At 47.2% G+C, this 18,910-nt stretch carries 12 protein-coding genes and 1 pseudogene; 11 read left to right on the plus strand and 2 right to left on the minus strand.

Annotation, left to right across the window (positions count from 1 at the left end):
* Positions 1–162: 162 nt before the first annotated feature.
* The 6 genes and pseudogenes from SCIP_RS00520 to SCIP_RS08400 all read left to right on the plus strand — a co-directional run bounded on the left by SCIP_RS00520 (position 163) and on the right by SCIP_RS08400 (position 8,297).
* Complete coding sequence (locus tag SCIP_RS00520; RefSeq protein ID WP_006292535.1) at positions 163–1,176, plus strand: nucleoside hydrolase; 1,014 nt, start codon at positions 163–165, stop codon at positions 1,174–1,176.
* 162 nt (positions 1,177–1,338) lie between these two features.
* A complete protein-coding gene (locus SCIP_RS07470; RefSeq protein ID WP_006292537.1) occupies positions 1,339–2,238 on the plus strand; it encodes an excalibur calcium-binding domain-containing protein in 900 nt (299 codons plus the stop codon).
* 31 nt (positions 2,239–2,269) lie between these two features.
* Positions 2,270–3,571 (plus strand): polysaccharide pyruvyl transferase family protein, encoded by a 1,302-nt coding sequence (locus SCIP_RS00530; protein ID WP_115672859.1) that lies wholly within the window; start codon positions 2,270–2,272, stop codon positions 3,569–3,571.
* A gap of 327 nt (positions 3,572–3,898) precedes the next feature.
* The gene (locus SCIP_RS00535; RefSeq protein ID WP_006292539.1) at positions 3,899–6,772 is read left to right on the plus strand and encodes an RICIN domain-containing protein; all 2,874 of its coding nucleotides are present in this window, start codon (positions 3,899–3,901) and stop codon (positions 6,770–6,772) included.
* Positions 6,773–7,130: 358 nt separating this feature from the next.
* A pseudogene (locus SCIP_RS08395) lies at positions 7,131–7,475 on the plus strand (ATP-binding protein); the annotation flags it as partial.
* Entirely contained in the window at positions 7,455–8,297 is an 843-nt protein-coding gene (locus SCIP_RS08400; RefSeq protein WP_407695029.1) for an ATP-binding protein, read from the plus strand. The pseudogene SCIP_RS08395 and the gene SCIP_RS08400, both read left to right, overlap by 21 nt.
* Before the next feature lie 15 nt (positions 8,298–8,312).
* Here the strand turns inward: SCIP_RS08400 and SCIP_RS00545 are convergent, their stop codons facing one another.
* A complete protein-coding gene (locus tag SCIP_RS00545) occupies positions 8,313–8,843 on the minus strand; it encodes a hypothetical protein (RefSeq protein ID WP_006292542.1) in 531 nt (176 codons plus the stop codon).
* 176 nt (positions 8,844–9,019) lie between these two features.
* On the opposite strand from SCIP_RS00545, the gene SCIP_RS00550 reads away from it, so the two are divergent.
* Positions 9,020–9,706 carry a hypothetical protein gene (locus SCIP_RS00550; protein WP_006292543.1) on the plus strand — a complete coding sequence of 229 codons (687 nt, stop codon included), beginning with the start codon at positions 9,020–9,022 and terminating at the stop codon, positions 9,704–9,706.
* Between the two features lie 90 nt (positions 9,707–9,796).
* Here SCIP_RS00550 and SCIP_RS00555 read toward each other — a convergent pair whose 3' ends face one another.
* Entirely contained in the window at positions 9,797–12,337 is a 2,541-nt protein-coding gene (locus tag SCIP_RS00555; RefSeq protein ID WP_006292544.1) for a hypothetical protein, read from the minus strand.
* 228 nt (positions 12,338–12,565) lie between these two features.
* Here SCIP_RS00555 and SCIP_RS00560 point away from each other — a divergent pair, with 228 nt between their 5' ends.
* The 4 genes from SCIP_RS00560 to SCIP_RS00575 all read left to right on the plus strand — a co-directional run bounded on the left by SCIP_RS00560 (position 12,566) and on the right by SCIP_RS00575 (position 18,895).
* On the plus strand, positions 12,566–14,437 hold the full coding sequence (locus SCIP_RS00560; protein ID WP_006292545.1) for a glycosyltransferase family protein: 1,872 nt from the start codon (positions 12,566–12,568) through the stop codon (positions 14,435–14,437).
* An 88-nt stretch (positions 14,438–14,525) separates the two neighbouring features.
* A complete protein-coding gene (locus SCIP_RS00565; protein ID WP_006292546.1) occupies positions 14,526–15,374 on the plus strand; it encodes an ABC transporter permease in 849 nt (282 codons plus the stop codon).
* Positions 15,374–16,681 carry an ABC transporter ATP-binding protein gene (locus tag SCIP_RS00570; protein ID WP_040590393.1) on the plus strand — a complete coding sequence of 436 codons (1,308 nt, stop codon included), beginning with the start codon at positions 15,374–15,376 and terminating at the stop codon, positions 16,679–16,681. Before SCIP_RS00565 ends, SCIP_RS00570 begins: the two co-directional genes overlap by 1 nt.
* Before the next feature lie 9 nt (positions 16,682–16,690).
* On the plus strand, positions 16,691–18,895 hold the full coding sequence (locus SCIP_RS00575) for a glycosyltransferase (protein ID WP_006292548.1): 2,205 nt from the start codon (positions 16,691–16,693) through the stop codon (positions 18,893–18,895).
* Positions 18,896–18,910 lie beyond the last annotated feature (15 nt).

An 18,910-nucleotide genomic window follows, 5' to 3' on the forward strand; every position in this document is an offset into this window, starting at 1 on the left:
TACTATTCATAATAGACTGATGGTAATAAATAAAATTCCTGAGTGAACACGACTGCGTCTTTGTATGCTTACAGCGGAGTAAAATAGAAACCATTACAGGGCACATGTCCTGCAAGAACTTCTCCTTCCTACTTACCTACCTACTGCAAAGGAGCAGATATTATGACATCTGGAACGCTAAATTTTTCAGACGAGGGGTCAACCTCCAAAACCAAGCTTATCCTTGACCTCGATACCGGCATCGATGATACCCTTGCCATTATCTACGCTCTTGCTACCCCCGATGCTGATCTGCTTGGCATTACCGGGACTATTGGCAATGTATCCATGGACCTGGGAATCAAGAATGATCTGGATATTTTAGCCATGTTCGGCCGGGAAACAGTTCCTGTGTACAGGGGGATTGACCATGTGTCGACTAGTGAGGAGGTTTATCAGCCCACCTGGTTTGAGCATGCCCTCTGGCATGGCCACAATGGGGTAGGGGAGATGAAAATCCCAGCAACTGCTTCTCGTCAATGTGAGCAGGAAAGTGCTGTAGATTTCATCATCGATTCAGTTCGCAGATATCCGGCAGGTGAGGTGGTCGTTGTTCCCACCGGCGCCTCAACCAATATCGCCGCAGCGCTAAAGAAGGCTCCGGATATTGTGGATAAAATTAAGATTGTGACCATGGGCGGGTCTCTGACTCAGCCCGGCAATGCTTCACCATTCGCGGAAGCCAACGCTTTCACTGATCCTGAGGCTACCAACTACATGTATTCCACTAATGCTGACATCACTATGGTTGGGCTTGATGTAACTATGCAGGCTTTGCTGACCGAAGAGGAGGTCAACGAGCTGAAGGGCATTGACACTGAGACCGCTCACTTCCTTGCCGGAATGCTGGATTATTATCTGCGTGTCAGCAAAGAGAATGACCCGGCTTATCAGGGCGGTTGCAACCTACATGATCCTCTATCTGTTGCCGTAGCTATTGATCCTACCTTGGTGGAGACTTTCCCCATCAATCTTATGTGTGAAACGGAAGGACCTGGACGTGGCCGGACAATTGGTGACCCTTCTCGTCTTCTGGCTGAGCCCAAGAATACCAAGGTCGCCCTGACTGTGGACCGGGATAGGTTTAAGCAGCAGTTCCTCTTTTACCTGTACAACATTGCACGTGCATCCCGGTAAAGGAGTTACCTCCATTGACTGGAAGTATCTCTTCCTCGGGTATTCTTGTGTTTCTACTGATCTGGTATATTTTACTGGAATTGAGGTTTACGAGTTTTATCTGGCTCTGTAGTAAAATTTAGTTATTATTTAGTCCAAGTTAAATCTGAAAAGGAGAGGACAATGTTGAGTCTTAAGAAGAAAATATTTATCTCAGGACTTTCCATTCTCATGGCTGTCGGTTTGCCCCAAATTGCTCATGCGGAGACTCCATATGCCTGGAAAGACGCCGGAGTTCTCCAGAATGATGGGGAAAAGTACGAGTATCGTGGAATGGCAGATGTGACTCGTCAGGATATGGCAGCTTTTCTTTATCGGTGGGCGGGGTCACCAGCATACTCACCTTCAACCCAAGATACAGAGAGATTCGTTGATGTTTCTTTTGCAACCCCGCATGCTAAAGAAATCTGGTGGCTGGCAAGGGAAGGAATTAGCACGGGGTGGCAGGAAGAGAATGGTACATATAGCTTCCGTGGAATGGCATCAGTGACTCGTCAGGATATGGCGGCTTTTATGCATCGGCTTGTTGGAGATGCTGGTGTTTCTTCAACTGAGAATGTATTTGCTGATGTTGATATCTATACTCCTCATCAAGAAGATATTACCTGGCTTGCTAATAAAGGCGTCAGCCAAGGATGGATTGAGCCAGACGGAAGTAGAACATTCCGTGGTAGTCAGGCTGTAAAACGTCAGGATATGGCTGCTTTCTTATACAGGCTTGCAGGTTCTCCAGCCAGCCCAGAAAATGATAATAAATGGGTTAGGAATCGTTATGTTGATGTCAACGAATCCACTCCGCATGCGAGAGACATCTATTGGCTGACTCTGGAGAAAATCAGCACAGGATGGATTTATGTTGCACCGAATCCCAAACCCGCGCCGCAGCCAGCTCCAAAGTATAAAGACTGTACAGAAGTATGGAGGATTCACAAGAAACCCCTTAGAAGAGGTGAGCCTGGGTATACCAAAGAGTTGGATCGAGATAATGATGGAATAGCTTGTGAAGTTCGTCCGAAGAAATAACAGTAACTAGAAATGGCAATAACTAATTACGATGAAAATGAATCCTAAAAAGTGGTTACGCAAAATTGTTCCGGTCAGCAACAGAGCTTTCGATAGAAAAGCAGAGGAGCTCACATCTCGGCTGGATCAGCTGGACGCCAAGCTGGATGCTCTGCACCATGATAAGGCAGCAAAACAGCGTGCTTACTATCTTGTTGCCGAGCCAGGCTATCCGAATTACGGAGATGAGCTTATTGCCCGGGAATGGCTGAAATACCTGGCAAAAATTGCGCCAGATACCCCCGTATACCTTGACTGTACGAGGCCAGGCCCGGCCGCATCAATTTTGCGTAACTATCATCCTCATCTGCGGGTAGTTGATACTCTTTCTCGTCTTACTTTTGAGAATAAATATGTGGCAGAAGGTGATGCTGGCAACATTACTGGTATTACAGATTTCATTGAGCAGGCATTTGAAGATGAAGGCGCCGCAGCCCGCTATTCGTCTGGTTTGCAGCTTATAAAATCTGAAGTTGAAGGGGTTCACTTTTTAGGCGGCGGATATATGAATGGCCGATGGATTCCCAATCTCGCTCGGTTGGAGCTAGGCAGGTGGTGTCACCACCATTCTATTCCTGTTATTGCTACTGGCGTTGGCCTTATGCCCATGATTGAAAAGACTGCAACTTATACACGACAGGTTGCACAAAATTTCAATCACTTTTCCGTGCGAGATCAGGAATCATTTGATATGTTGACTCGAGATAATGAAGGTGCTGGGAACATTGAGCTAATGCCTGATGATTGTTTTATTAATGGACTTGCTGACAGTTATGTTTCTGAATCCGATCAGCCATTTTTGCCAGATACGATGGTGTGTATTCAAACAGATTTAGTTACTGATCCTGATGCGATATATCACCATGTCCTGGAGACACTAAAAGTTTGGAATATTGGAAGGAATGATCCCATTGGAGTTGTGGAATGCAACCCTTATGTTGATTACCCAATTGTTGAAGTTTTAAAGAATCAGGGATACACTGTTCAGTTCTTTCCCACTGCTTTCCTACTGGAGCAGGGTTTTCCTGCTCGTCCTGGTCAGAGGTGGCTAACTACTCGTTTCCATCCTCATATCTTAGCTGCGGCTTGTGGAGCCAGAGGTTCTTTTATCACTGTTGATGATCGATATTATGGGGTTAAACATGCAGCAGTTCTACGCATGGGGTCCAGGTGGTCGCATGCTGTACTTGGGAAAGATATTCCTCAGCCAGGTGAAGGCTTTAGCGATGCCACAAGCCCTGATCGGTATTCTGAGCAGATAAGGGCGAACGTTCGCGATTTTTATAAAATCTAATTTTTCCCTTTTTTCCCTTTTCCCTCCAGCCTATCTCCAGAATCTGATGATGTAGCCTTCAAATTGTAAGGAATTGTTGGAATTAGGAATAATACTGCATATTTTTGTCTGATTCAGGCTAGTGTAAACAGGTACAGGAACTTAGGTGAGGTGTTACATATGCGGGAGCCATACGGACTTGGGGATAACTTAGATAAATATGCAGGATTATCTGCCGGGGAAAATTCACAGCGGGGGACGATGCCTGCTTTTGTGCGCAGAAGAAAAGCAGAAAAAACTGTCCGTATTCTTATGACGGTTGTCATCACCATGGCTGTTGTACTTGCCATGATCATTTCTCTCGCTTTGTCTACAAATTCTGTCAACCTCTCTTCTCAGGCAGCCGATTTGGAGCCCTCCTCAGCTGCTCGCGTATCTAAGGCTTTCAACCGGGAATCAGCAGAAAATAAGAAAAAATCCAGCAGGCAGAAAAAACACAAGCAGCAGCAGAATTCTCGCAAGGGCAGCAGCAGCAGTGGGGCAAATACTGGGCAAAACAACAAAACTAATGAGGGCAATTCATCCACCTCTTCTTCCCGTGATTTTTCAGGCTCCCGGAATTATCGAGGACAAACACTTCCCCGGTCAATCGCCAAAACTGTTCCCAATAATGCGGTGCTGGTATCGCCCAAGCTGGCTGCTGCTCCTAACGGAACTGTCTACAATGTGATGACTGGCAAAAAGGTGACTGCACCTGCCTATTTTGGGACAGCTGCAAGACCTGCTGACCCCCTGGCCAAGACCGGCGGACAGTCTTTCAAACCCATCTCTATTGCTGTTTTGAGGCAGGAAGAGAAGAAGGATTCCCATGACACTTCTCAGTTTGCACCTGGGTCTGTCAACCAGTCAAGCTCATCTTCCAGGGGAACTGTAACATCTGCGCTGGCGGTCCGCACGCCCCAAACGCAAGCTTCACATGTTCATACCGTTTCCCTCCCGGGAAACTCTTACGGGGCTCACTGGGGAACCTATCAGGGGTCGCCTGCCTTCTATGGCAGAACCGGGTCCCTCTTTGCCCAGCAGGCTAAAGGCGTTGTCGATGTATCTCAGTGGCAGGGCTCAATCAATTGGGCTGCAGTTAAGAAGGCTGGGGTAGAGGGTGCTATCATTCGCATTGGATATGGGGTAGGCAACGCCGATAGTAAGGCTTTGTACAATATTTCTGAATGCAAGCGGTTGGGAATTCCTTTCGGTTTGTATATTTATTCTTATGCATACAATACAACCTTCGCTTACAACGAGGGGACATCAGTTGCTAACTTGCTGAAAAAATATGGGGTAAGTGCCAAAGATCTGACCTATCCGGTTTATTATGATTTGGAAGCCTGGTCCTGGACTGGCCATACTCGCCCAACTTCGCCCGCAGTGTATCAGTCTATTGTTAATTCCTGGTATTCTTCCATGGAGGCTGCCGGCTTCAGCCGCAGCAAACTGGGTGTATATTCATACACGTCTTATCTCAACACCAGTCTTAATGATGCCAGCATTCATCAGAAAACTTCCTGGGTGGCGCAATACAGCGGAAATATGGGCTTTACCAACTGGACTTCCAATTTCCGCGGCTGGCAATATACATCCCAGGGAAGTATTAGTGGGATCAGCGGGACTGTTGATTTGAATGCTTTTGGATATAAGACAAGAGTAAATTCTGCCGGCGGGTCCTCCTCGTCTTCTTCGCCAAAGAAGGACACAAAGACCACCAAGGATAATTCCACAAATAGCAACTATAACAGGGGAATCAACCTATCTAAACTCCCCCTGGTAACTATTCCCAATGGCAGATATTATATTAATGTCAAACATGCCGATACCATGTCTTTGGATATCAATGGGGGCAGTCTTCGTAACGGTCAGGCTCTGCAAATCTATCAGTGGAATAATTCTACAGCTCAGCAATTTATTTTTACCAGACAGGCAGACCGCAGCTATGTTATTACCAATGTTAATTCCGGCAAGGCTATAGATGTCAGTGGTTCCCGCACTGCGGACAAGACCAAAATACAGCAGTGGAGCCGTAATGGGGCTAAGGCTCAGAAGTGGTTCATCCGCAGCTCTGGTGATGGCTATTACCTTCAATCAGCCTTGGGCAATTGGGTTTTGGATATGGCCAATGGATCAGTCAAGAATTGTACCTCGGTCAGACTTTTTACCCCTAACGGAACCAATGCGCAGAGATTTCAGCTTGCTTCTGTGGCGACATTACCTATGGGCACTGCACTTCGCATATCCAGCGCTGTGAATCCTTCTCAGGTTTTGGATATTCCCGGGGGTTCAAAAAATAATTCAGCCCGGCTGGAGCTCTATAAGTGGCTGGGCGGCTCGGCTCAGCTGTTTACCTTGGCTCAAGTAGGAAATGGAGTATATACCATTACGAACATCAACTCCGGCAGGCTGATTGATGTTTCAGGAAACAGTTTCTCCAACGGAGCTGAAGTCCAGCAGTACCAGGCGACCGGAAGCCAAGCCCAGCATTGGCAGGTCAGAGTGTCCGGAACTGGTTCTTCTACTTCCAGCACCCCTTACTCTCCTGCTGTCCGCTATTCATTTGTGGGATCAGGGTCGGGGAAGTTCCTGGATCTTCCCTCGGGAAAAGCCGTAAATTTAGCTAAGCTGCAGATCTGGCAGAGTACGGGGACAAGTGCTCAACAGTGGACCCTGTCTCAAGCACAAACGACTGATGCCTTGTCCTATAATCATCGTGCTGATCTGCCTGACGGGACCTATACCTTTGGATCCGGAATCAACTCCTCCTATAAGATGGATGTGAGCGGCGGATCCAGAAAGGCCGGAGCTAATGTTCAGCTTTGGAAATCCAACAATATGATGCCGCAAAGGTGGATGGTCACACACGATTCTCATGGGTATATTCATCTGACTAATGTCCAGTCAGGGCTTCGGTTGGATGTTCAGGCTGGTTCTTCTGCTAAAGGGACCAATGTTCGGCAGTGGAGCGCTAACAATGCTGCAGCTCAGAAATGGATTGCAGTCAGAAACTCTAATGGAAGTTTCACGCTTTATTCGGCTGTTAATCCGTCGGGTTCGTCTCCTGCAAGCCGAGTTTTGGATGTTCGCAATGGGGTGGCTGCTGGCAAGTCTAATGTTCAGCTCTGGGCTGCTAATGGAACGAAAGCTCAGCAGTGGTGGGCGATGAAGAAATACTAAGAAAAATACCACGGTGGTTTTCTAACCGTAAAACTTCCTATTTTTTGAAGTTTTTCAAGTAGGATTTTTAATAAAAATATGGGTCTCATTGCTACACCTCAGAATCCTAGTAATTACAAGGATATTGCTTAATAAGTTTACTTTTTGCCAGGAGGCTTTCTAACTGTAAAACTTCTTATTTTTTGAAGTTTTTCAAGTACAAGATTTTCCGCAGGAAAATCTTGTATAATAGAGGATGGAGGTAACTGGTATGACTTCTCAGGAATATATTCAACGGCCCTTATTGCTTCAACGATTAATAACTGAAAAAGACCGTGATATGGCAAAAGTTATTACAGGAATATGAAGGTCCGGTAAATCATTTTTGCTATTCACAATTTTTCGGGACTACCTAATAAAACAGGGTATTCCCGAAGATCGAATTATCGCAATTGATCTGGAGACTCAAAAGAATGCGCAGTATAGGGATGCTCAAAAATTATATTCTTATATCACTAATTTAATATATGACCGCAGCAAAAAAACGTATGTTTTTCTGGATGAGATCCAGATGGTTCCGAATTTTGAGGATCTTGTCAATGGCCTGCGGATTGATGATAATTGCGATGTCTATATAACTGGATCCAATGCTCAGCTTCTGTCGAAAGATATCAATACCCGTTTTAGGGGAAGAAGTGTTGAGATCAGGACGTTCCCGCTTTCTTTCCAAGAATATTTTTCTTACCGGCAGGAACAGAATGTAACCGGTGCTCCAGCCGGCAGAAATGCCTTTCTTGATACGAGAAAAATATTTAACGATTACCTGGTAGAAGGGGGGATGCCGTATTCGGTTACGTTGCCTTCCATGCCAGAGAAACATGCCTATCTTAATGATATTTGTAATCTGGTTCTTTTCCGAGATATTATCGATCGGTACAAGGTCAGGAATGAAAATCTGTTGAAAGCGGTGTTTGATTTACTGTGTTCACAGATTGGGTCGTATGTCAGTGCAAATAAAGTTGCTAATACCTTAAAAAGTAATGGGTATTCTCATGTTTCCGCAGAGACAATTGGCAATTATCTTGAATATTTCTGTGATTCTTTTCTTCTGTATAAAGCTCAGCGTTACGATATTCGTGGGAAAGCGTATTTAAAGACCCTTAATAAATATTATGTAACAGATCTGGGGATTCGTAACAGTAGGCTCAATTTTCGGCAATTAGAAATTACTCACTCCTTGGAAAATCTTGTATATATCGAGCTTGTCCGCAGAGGGTACATTGTCGACATTGGAAAAAACAGAGACAAGGAGATAGATTTTCTTGTCTCTAACGGGCAGACGGATTTTTACATACAGGTTTCTTATACAGTAATCGATGAAAAAACTCGGGATAGAGAGCTGTCGGCTTTTAATCTGCTTGACGATGGCTACAAAAAAATATTAATTACCATGGATGATAACCCTTATACTGCGCTTGATCGAGGGTATAAACAGATTAATGCTCTTGATTTTTTCCTTGATAATCAGGCCTTGGAAAAAATATGAATAAGGGGTGAATTTTTATTTAGTCCAGCGGAGACGGCCGTCCCTAGCAACTTTGCAAGTAATAATATTACCATTCTTGGCATCAATAGTTTTGGTTCCCCTGCGGCTTGCTCTGCAGTATTCACCGTGGAAATATCCTTCGCGACGCAGTTTGTTTGAAGCTGGTCTGCGGACAGGAGTTCTGCGAACTGGAGCACGCCTTGGGGCACGCCTGACCCTGGAGCGCCTGACCCTGGAGCGCCTAACTGGGGCCCTTCGGGTAACTCTTCTCGCTACCCGCCTGCGAGCTGCTACGGTCACGAGACGATATCCAGTATTTTCATTCCTGGTGGATGTTGCTGCAATCTGATCGGTCTGAGCAGAGGACGATACTTTTACTTTCTGCTGGCTTGCGGTAGGAGTAGCAGATACGGCAGCTGTATCGCTTAAGCTTGTGGGTGCCAGTGCAGCCTGCGATACGGGGATAATCAAGCTGAGAACAGCAACGATTCCCCAGAGCAGATTTCGTATTTTATGGTTCTGTGATGAGTGTGATGGATTAGTCATCGTTTCCTCTTTCCTGTGTAAATCTTGTATATTTCCACCTACAATTGCTGGGAATATATATAAAGATATTCTAGCATTAAGATTATTTAAAGAATCGCCGTAATCGTTGTTTTCCTGGCCAAAAGTGGTCTCCAGAAAAGATGAGCAGCATCCGAGAGCACATGGGGGTGTAATTAATGAAGGATGACAATAAAAATCGTATCAACTGGCTGATTAAGGGGGTTATTCTCCTCGCTGTGATTTTGATTGCAGCCATGGTTGCTATAGATGTCATGGCTGATTATGGAAATTATCCCTACCTCTTTTTTCTTAAAGATCTGTGTACATGGGTTCTTATTGTGAATCCTTTCTTGCTTATTCTTCTTCTGTGGGTTTTCCGCAGACACAGCATTGCCTGCCGACTGGGTTCACACCAGCTTGAGGAGGTAAAGAAGGCGAAAGAAGAAAACCAGAAATTAAGCCGAGGGAAGCTGGTTTTCATGTTTGTTGGTTTGTCTTTATTCTTTCTCGTTGCTGCTACGCCCGGACCGATGATCCTAGCGGATTTACCGCATTTAAGTACTCCATCCACAGTGGAAGTCAGATATCCGTGGGTTTCCTACGAATCTTATTTCAGCTATCCTTGTTTAGAAGGAATTGATGATAAGGGTCACAATGTTGTGCTCACGGTAAGCAACAATGCAATGCAGCGTATTAATCACAGAGCAGATAAGGAAGCTCCTGTGCAGGCTTATATATGCCCCACAGCCGAGTCCTCCTGTATTTTAAAGAGAAATGAACTTCCTTTTCATCCTATCCGCCTACGAGAGAAAACACGGTCCTCAAGCCTCATTAAGAAAGTTAAGAAAGGTGCCTTTCACTAAAAAATCTACATACTATCTGCAAGTTGCCAAAGTAAACAGAAAGAACAGAAAGATAGGCAGAGGTAGGCAGTAAGCTCCGGATAGCGGGTTCTAGATAAAGAGGAACCAGCGGGAAAGCTCGAAATAGGTCATAGGATTGACCGTTATCAGATTGCGGCTGGCTCTGAAAGGAGTAATCAAAGAGAAGAACTGTATAAAAATAGTAATACATATGCAGATAAGGAGGAAGAGGACCATCAGCCGACTGTACTGAGTAAAAGGTTGCAGATGACCTGCTGAGGGGGCGGCTCCAGGATCTTCAGCCAGGGGGATGCGGATGGAATCAATAACCATGAGAAGGAAAACGGCGACGATCATCAGCAGGTAGGCCACATCCGTTGGATAGCGGAAACCAATGCCCGCTTTATGCCCTTCTATTGCCATCAAGACAACAGCCAAGCTGGTAACAGCCAGGCAGAAAATCATGCTGAGACGAAGGGAAAGTCTTATAGCTAACATTCTGCTGGCAGACAGAGGCTGGCCTGCTGCACAATTTGCGGCCTTGACGCTGAGGATATTATGCATAACAAACAGGATGAGGAGGAAGGGAATGGTAAAGAAGAGGCCTCCTGACAAAGGTTCAGCCCAGTAGTAGACTGAGGTCCTGATTGTGGTAGAGCCTACAAAGGGGAAAGTAGCAAAAATATTCGGCGGCTGGAGGAAGTAGTAGTAAAGCTGCTGAGGGACGGTCCACCAGGTAGTGGCAGGCTCGGTCATATTGACTACAGTCAGATTGTAATCTTGACCGAAATTCCAGACAGAACCAAAGCGTGCATAGTTATACCAGAGCAGGGGGATGAAGACCAGGATGAAGGGAAGAATAAGAGCACACACGTTTGGCAGTCCCTTCTTCGACAGAAAGAGGTGGTCTTCAGCTAGCTCTTTCCAAAAAAGCGGAACAGCCAAAAGACAAGCCACAATAAAGGGAGGACGACAGCCCAGGGTGAGGGCCATACAAACAGATCCGGCAGCCAGCCACTTCCTGCTTGAAGATCGAGAGCCAGCTGCAGGGCCGGACACAGATTTATGGTGGCCTCCAGAGCGGGCGGTTGCCTCAGACCCTATTCCCCGGCTGTGGGCTCCTGGATGGGGAACTTTACTCATAATCCGGGGGAATTCGTCCGTAGTGCTTTGAGTCCAACCGGCAAAAATAAGTCTTTTGACACTGTCGAAGGCGCTACTTGTCTGCCGGCTGCCGAGAATCCGGCCATGCATAAATCGTCGTGTTCCTTTCTGTTCCTGTAGATGGCCCGGTTCGGCTGCTCCTGCGGAGTGAACTGTTCTAATAGGTCGTTTATGCATAGCATCCTTGGCTCTCATCCAGCAGTAGAGGCCGCCCAGGGTGAAGGCCAGAGCACTGAGAGGAGGAATGGAGTAGTAATAGCCCAGCATAACCTCGCTATAGTAGGAGGCAGCCAGGTTTCCACAGATGATGACCAGGACAACCATGCCGTAACTTGCCGTCTTGGGGAAGAAGGTTTTGGCAAATCTCACGGCGCAAAGGGTAATCATGACAGTGATGATCAGTCCCAGGAGAATGGCTGCATTTTGCGAAGGTAGCCATTGGTGAGTGACCAGCTGGTAAGGAATAAAAAGAAGGATGGCAGGGACAACTCCAAAATAGCTGTAATACTTGCCATGGTAGAAAACATGATCAAAAAAGATTTGAGTTTGATGGTTACGAATCAGATCATATCGAGCTTGAGGATTATATACATTCTTCAGATTTTTTAATTCTTCGGGAACAGGCAGATCCAACCATAAATGTCCATGAAGAAGGGCATCGCCAAGACGGCCATAAAGATCATAATCTATCCACTCCCAGCGGTTATACAAACCGGTAAAAGGAGTCCCCTTAGAATTTGAGACTGTCAGCTGGCCAATGGCCGCGATCACCAGCAGTTGCAGAACTGTCAAAGCTACAAGGCCCCAAGCCTGACTTCGGTTTCCTGTGGTCAGCTTAAGGCGGTAGAGGCTGGAACCTGGCCTGAGTAAAGCCAGAAAGAGGGCAATCAGCAGCATGATCATCAGCCTGGTTCCGCTTATAGTCAGGGGGATTCGAGGATTGAGAATCAAAGAAAAATTGGGGAGGGGTGTTCCTGGCGGATCAAGGAAAAGAAAGCGAACGCAGGTGTAGTTTGATCCCACATGTAACAGCTGAGAATCTTTGCTGGGACCATAAATTGCCGCGTTCCCAGATCTGGTATACCAGACTCCCTCAATCGTTTTCTCCAGAACGGAAAAATTAATTACCTGATCCTTTGTCGAGTCAGAGGGAATAAGCTGAAGATAGTTGATTGGTTCCTTCCCTACATACTGAATAAAGGCCTCCTGCTGATTCCTGATGATAAAAGATGGTGTTTGTTTGTCGGAAGAAGGGCTCTGAGGCTCCAGGCCAGACCCCAGGCTGATAGAAGAAGAATCCACCAGTTGAGTGTGTGCCTGTCGGGACTGCCAGTAGGGAGCATTGAAAAGGAAGATCTCAACCAGCAAGGCTATGAGCAAGCCAAGAAGGAAAATGACCGCGCCCCGGTGATGCTGCTTCATAAACTGAATCTGCCGGCTGGATCTATCTGATGTTTTGTTGTTCATGGCTGCCTATATCGTAACGTTCATATTCACTGGTGCTTCTAAAAGCATTGTATATGTCTGAGCCCCCGACAATAACCACAACACTCCTATAGTTATAGTGCCGGGCCGCAGAAAAGGGGCAACTCCTGTTGCATGGCGCCATCTGTTTCCTGTAATGACTTCTTTTTCATGCGTATTGCTAGAATAAAACCGACTAGTTAAATTGTGTGATTGCAGAGGTATCTGATTATGCCAACCATGAAGTTTGCGAATATTTTGTTGGAGACGAATCCCCGGTCTGTGGCTTATCCTGGCTTGTATTGCCGGTCAGACCAGCCGGTGGTGCATGATCCCGACAGTGGTGACTGGCAGATGTATGCTGCCGGCGACTATGATTTCGCTACCTACTTCAACTCTCTGTCTGTAATAAAGTTGAGAAAATATACTATCGCTTCAGGCTTCACTCTTCACCTGGAACTCAAAGGAGCCGCTGCTACCATCCAGGAGACATATGGAGATGCCTTTGCCGCTCATCCTCTTCCCCTTGACCAGGTTAAAGTTGACCTTGGAGCATCTGATGACTGGCAGGTTGTGGACATTCCTCTGACGGTCACCAAAGACATGATTATTGTTGGTTTTACCATCAGTACCCAGGGTCGGGTAGCCATCCGCAACAGCTATTATGCCCTGGATTATGAGGGTTCTCTCAGAAATGTTGAGCTTGCCCTGGGAACGACCACTTTTAAGAAAGAAAGTTTCATCATCAATAATGTGGACCTGGTAAAAAAGAATATTATTGATTCTGATGATGATATAGCCGGTCATTTCCACATGTATGTCATTGACAACGGCCGAACCCTGGACCCGCAAGCCCTTAGCAGCCGGCGAGTGACCGTTGTTCCCAACGACAATGTGGGCGGAGCCGGCGGCTTTACCCATGCCATGATTAACGCCATGGAGCAGACACCACAGGCCACCAACATCCTTCTCATGGATGACGACGTGGCAGTTTCTCCCGAAAGCATTAAGCGAACCTACAACCTTCTGCGGATTGTAAAGCCGGCTTATTCTGAATCAATTATCAGCGGTGCCATGCTGTCGTACGAAGTTGGGGAAGATCAGTGGGAAGACATTGGTTTTGTTGATCCGGGCAGCAATTTTGTTGCCTGCAAGCCTCCTCTGCACCTTACTCACTTTGAAGACCTAGTCTACAACGAGGTGTTCCGTCCCACGAAGAGGATGAAGAAAAACATGTATGCAGCCTGGTGGTACTGCTGCATTCCTATTTCTGTGATCCAGAAGAACGGCCTTCCCCTGCCCTATTTTGTCCGTTGTGATGATGTGGAATACGGCATCCGCTGCAAGACCGACTTCATCACCATGAACAGCCTCTGCGTCTGGCATATGTCTTTCCACGTTCGCTATAACTCAGCCGTGGAACGATACCAGGCTACTCGTAATACCATGATTGCCCAGATGACATCCGGCCTTGCTCCTGATACAGATCCTTTTAAGGAAATGCATAAAAATATGAAGTTGGAGCTGAAAAAATTCGGTTATGCTGATGCTGAGCTCTGCCTGGATGCTTTCGAGGATTTCATGAAAGGCCCAGATTTTTACAGCAGGCCCGGCATCGCTGAAGAAACCTTCATGAAAGCTAATAAAGACAAGGAAAAGTTGGTCGATTTTAAGACTTTGCAGAAGCAGATTGATGCTGATCCTGATTTGGTTGGCCTCAAGATTTCCCATATTGACCGTCAGCTGATCGATGGAGACAAGCCTCGCAGTTTTATTGACAGGGCTGAAGATGTGACCACGGATAACTGGCAGCGTTTCATTAAGCGTGAGGGTTCCGGCTATGCTGTTATTCCTCTGGCAGGATGGGTTTACCCGGCCGGTGTTATTCGTGGCAAAAAGAAGCTGGTTGCCATTGACTGGTACAACCGCAAGGGGGCTATCAGGGTCAAAGACAGCAAGCGGTACGACCAGATTATGAAGCGTTACAAGAGGGATCTGCGTTACTACAAGGCCAACATTAATCGCCTGCGCTATGAGTATGCCGCTTCACGCAAAAAGGTAACGTCTCTGAGCTTCTGGAAGAATTATTTGAAGATGGATTAGGAGACAGATTGGGGCAGTCGCAGTACCGTGACTGCCTTTATTGCTGCCGGACTGCTGCTGTTGGTAGGTGCTTTGCTAGAATGGCAGAGTGAATCAAGTGGAAACCAAGCTCAAATCCCGCTACGGCTATGCCTGGACGGTCCTGAAGGGACTGGTAAAAACAGATTTTAAGCTGCGCTATCAGGGGTCATTCCTGGGTATTATGTGGTCGGTACTTAAGCCGCTGATGCTTTTTGTGGTCATGTACCTGGTCTTTGCCCGCTTTCTGCGCATGACTGACGGTACCCCCACTTACCCGGTTGTCCTCCTGCTGGGAACCTGTTCCTGGCAATTCGTAATGGAATCAACTAATTCCGGTTTGAGGTCCATAGTGGACAGGGGGGATCTGCTGAGAAAAATTCACTTCCCCAACTATATTGTGGTGGTCTCAGCTACAGTTGGAGCCTTAATCAGTTACGGGATCAACCTGTTAGTGGTTCTGGTTTTTGCCTTCGTTTCTCATGTCAACTTTACCTGGCGAGTTTTGTGGCTTCCGGTCAACATCATTGAACTCTATGCCATTACTTTGGCTCTTACTATGATTATGGCCACCATGTATGCTTACTTTCGAGATATTGCCCATATTTGGGAAGTGCTCTCCCAAGTCATTTTTTACGCCATGCCCATTATTTACCCCCTGTCCTTTGTTCTGCAGCGGGGAGGTTTGATTTCTAAGTTGGGCAAATTGGAACTGCTTAATCCTTTTGCCCAGGCGATTCAGGATATTCGGCATAATCTGATTGCACCTGAAACTCAGCCTACAGTCTGGAATCTTTATGGGAACTCTTTCAAAGGTTGGTGCGGCAAACTTTTACCCATTGTTTTGACCGGATTGATTCTCTGGTTTGCTATCTGGCTGTTCAGACGCAACAGCCGCCGCTTTGCGGAGGTGATGTAATGACAAATATGTTGGGGCAGGACCGCAATGTGATAGTAAAAAAGCGAAATTTTGAGGATGCTCCGGTAGTTCTCTCTGCTCATCATGTTTCCAAATCCTTCCGCCTGCCCACTGAGCAGGCGACCGGTCTCAAGCAGGCTTTTATCAACTGGACCCGGGGGATTAAAGGTTATACTGAGCAGAAAGTACTCCAGGACATTACTTTTGATGTTCATCAGGGTGAATTCTTTGGGATTGTTGGCCGCAATGGAGGGGGAAAATCAACCCTCCTGAAGATTATTTCCCAAATCTATTATCCGGAAACCGGACAGGTGTCTGTTAAGGGGAAGCTGGTCCCTTTTATTGAACTCGGAGTTGGTTTCAATCCTGAGCTGACCGGTCGGGAAAATGTCTATCTGAATGGTGCCCTCCTGGGGTTTTCCAAGGAAGAAGTCGATGCTATGTATGACGACATCGTGGACTTTGCTGAACTGGAAGACTTCATGGATCAAAAACTAAAAAACTATTCTTCCGGTATGCAGGTCCGCCTGGCTTTCTCTGTTGCCATTAAAGCTCAGGGTGATATTTTGGTTCTGGATGAAGTCCTGGCCGTGGGAGATGAGGCTTTCCAGCGCAAGTGCGACGACTTCTTTACTCAAATCAAGCAGGATCCCACCAAGACGGTCATCCTAGTCACTCATGATATGGCTTCGGTAACTAAATACTGCACCAGGGCCATGATGATTGCCGGCGGTAAAATCCAGGCAATTGGTGATCCCGAGTCAGTCTCCAAGCAGTATACCTTGGCCAATCTGGAAGCTGAAAAAGCGGAGGCCAGACGCAGGCAAGAGGAGAATGGAGGCTATCCCAACGGCCTCAATGAACGCTGTCCGGTGCTTAAGACCACGTCGGTTTCTTCTCAGGTTTGTTCCAGCTCAGACTCTTTTATTTTCGATGTCGATTACCAGTTTGATGAGCCTGGAGATTTTTACCTGGCTATAGCCCTGCATGATATTCGACGGGGAGGAATCTCTTTCGACACCGGCAACAGGAATATGAAAGTCCTGCAGCATGGCCGGCACACAGCCAGGTTCAGCCTGCCTTTGAACATTTTCAATAACGGCGAGTTTCGTCTGGTAACTTCTTTATGGAAGGAATCCCCGGATTCGGATGGGAAGGCCGAATTTGTTGCCGTTGCTATTGATGATAATGCCTGTGATTTTGTTGTCAGAGATGACCGCAACAGCGACTATGCCCTCCTGAGCCAAAGGGCAATTCGCATCCTTCCTCTTGATCCCAGTCAAATAGAGTATATCGACAGAAAGTAGGGGCCGATAATGGCAGAAAGAGATGAATGGGAGCCCGTCTTCCGCATAGTTTTCCCCCTGTCTGATGCAGAGCAGGTCATGCCCCTCTATGCCATCGACTGGACCCGTCCCAGGGTTAGCGAGGCTGCTGTAGCAACATCGGGTATTTTGCCCAAGGTTACTTTGTCAGGTATGGATAGGGGACAGTTCAAGGAACTGATTTCCCAGGCGGCGCCGAAGCCGGTTACCTGCCAGGATTTTACTGTGGAATCGAGGACTAGCATCAGGATTATCCCCGGTGGACATATATCTCTCTGTACTTTCTTTAACGCTTTCCCTGCTTCTTATTGGCGTCGCTGGACCCAAGTCACTTCTGCCCGGCTGACTGTGGGAGTGAAGGGGAAGGGGACTTTGAGGGTTTTTAGGTCTACCGGCCGTGGATTGATCTACCAGGCAGGGGCTGATATTCCCATTGACACAGCTGCCGATACCGGAGATACTGCCGATAGTGGCGATACCGCCGATACCGCCGGTACTGATTATGACGGAGAGCAGATTATCAACTGCCTGGTTCCCTTTGAGGGGCTTATGGATGGGGGTTATTTCTGGTTTGATGCCCAGGCTGCGGCAGAATCTGACCTAGTTATCAGCAATGCTGCCTGGTCAGTTCCAGCCGTATCGCAAGTGCCATCTGGAAGGAAATCTCCAACCCAGTCGCATATGTCTTTTGCTATGACGACTTTCAATCGGGCTTCTTACTGCATGAATCAGTTGAAAATACTGGCCCAGGCTGATGATCTCCGTCAGCGGATTGATACTATCTACTGCGTAGATCAGGGGACGGATCTGGTCAGTCATCAGCCCGACTTTCCTTCTGTCTCAGCCAGTCTGGGTAGTCAGCTGACCTATGTGCGTCAAGGGAACCTGGGTGGATCCGGCGGCTACTCACGCGGTATGTACGAGGCAGTTAAGGCTGGCAAAAGTGACTACCTGCTCCTTTTGGACGATGATGCCATCTGCGAACCTGAAGCTATCCTTAGAGCCCTGCAATTTGAGGATTATGCTATTAAGCCCATCCTGGTAGGAGGGGCAATGCTTCATCTGGACAATCGCACCATGCTCTATACTCAGGGAGAACGGATGGATCCCCGTCGAATGTGGAATACTCCAGCTTTGGGCTTAGATTATAATTTTGATTTTGCCGTTCAAACTTTGAGAGATACACCTGAGCGTCATCAACGAGTTGACAGCGATTACAACGGCTGGTGGATGTGCCTGATTCCCCTGGAAGTCATAAGAACGATTGGCCTTTCCCAGCCCTTCTTCATTAAGTTTGATGACATGGAATTTTGTCTCAGGGCGGGGAAGCACGGGTATCCCACGGTCTGCTTGCCCGGGGTTGCTGTTTGGCATCAGGCTTGGCACGACAAGGATCCAACCCGAGGGTGGGAAGAATACTTCATCCAGAGGAATCGGTGGATTTCTGCCCTTCTAACTTATCCCGACCAACCGCCCCGGATGTGGTTGGAGAATCTACGGTGGGATGCCAGCGTCAATCTTCGTTTTCTCTACTCGGCTCTGGCTCTGCATACCATAGCTCTGAAAGATATCCTTAAAGGGCCGCAGTATATTGTGGACTCCTTGCCCACTAAATTAGCTCAGATCCGCGCCTTCCGCTCTACTTTCAGCGATGCCCAGGCCCAGGCGAGTTTTGAGGACTTCCCTCAACCATCCCGGCAGATGTCTGAGGCGGGCAAAGCTCGGGAAGATCTGACCATGAAAGATTACTATCGGGCAGTAGTAGGTCTCATGGGCCGGTGCGCAGTCAGCGGAATTAAAGCTGCTGGTGGGGTTCTTGGCCGACGCATAACAATGCCGTTAAGGAGAAAAAAGGGAGGAGCAGATGCGGCTCCGGCGCACGATGCGCACAAGCAGGCAGCTGTAAGTCGGCCTGATATAGCTGTCCCGGCGAAAGATGCTTCCTGGTCGGGCATTGTTCTAAGTAAACTGAACTCAGCATTGATGACAACCCCTGACGGGCAGGGAGTTTCCTGGGTAAAAAGAGATGATGATCTGGCCAGGCGAGGAATGACTGAAAATGCTCGACTGACTGTCACCATTATGAAAAACTGGAAGAAACTCTCGAGACTTTATAGGAATTATGATATGGCATCGTGTGATGTCTGGGAAAAGATCTTTGCAGCAAACCCAGCGGTCGAGGATAATAAGAATTGATCTGAGATGCTGCTG

It is taken from the genome of Scardovia inopinata JCM 12537 (genome assembly GCF_001042695.1).
Lineage (GTDB): Bacteria > Actinomycetota > Actinomycetes > Actinomycetales > Bifidobacteriaceae > Scardovia > Scardovia inopinata.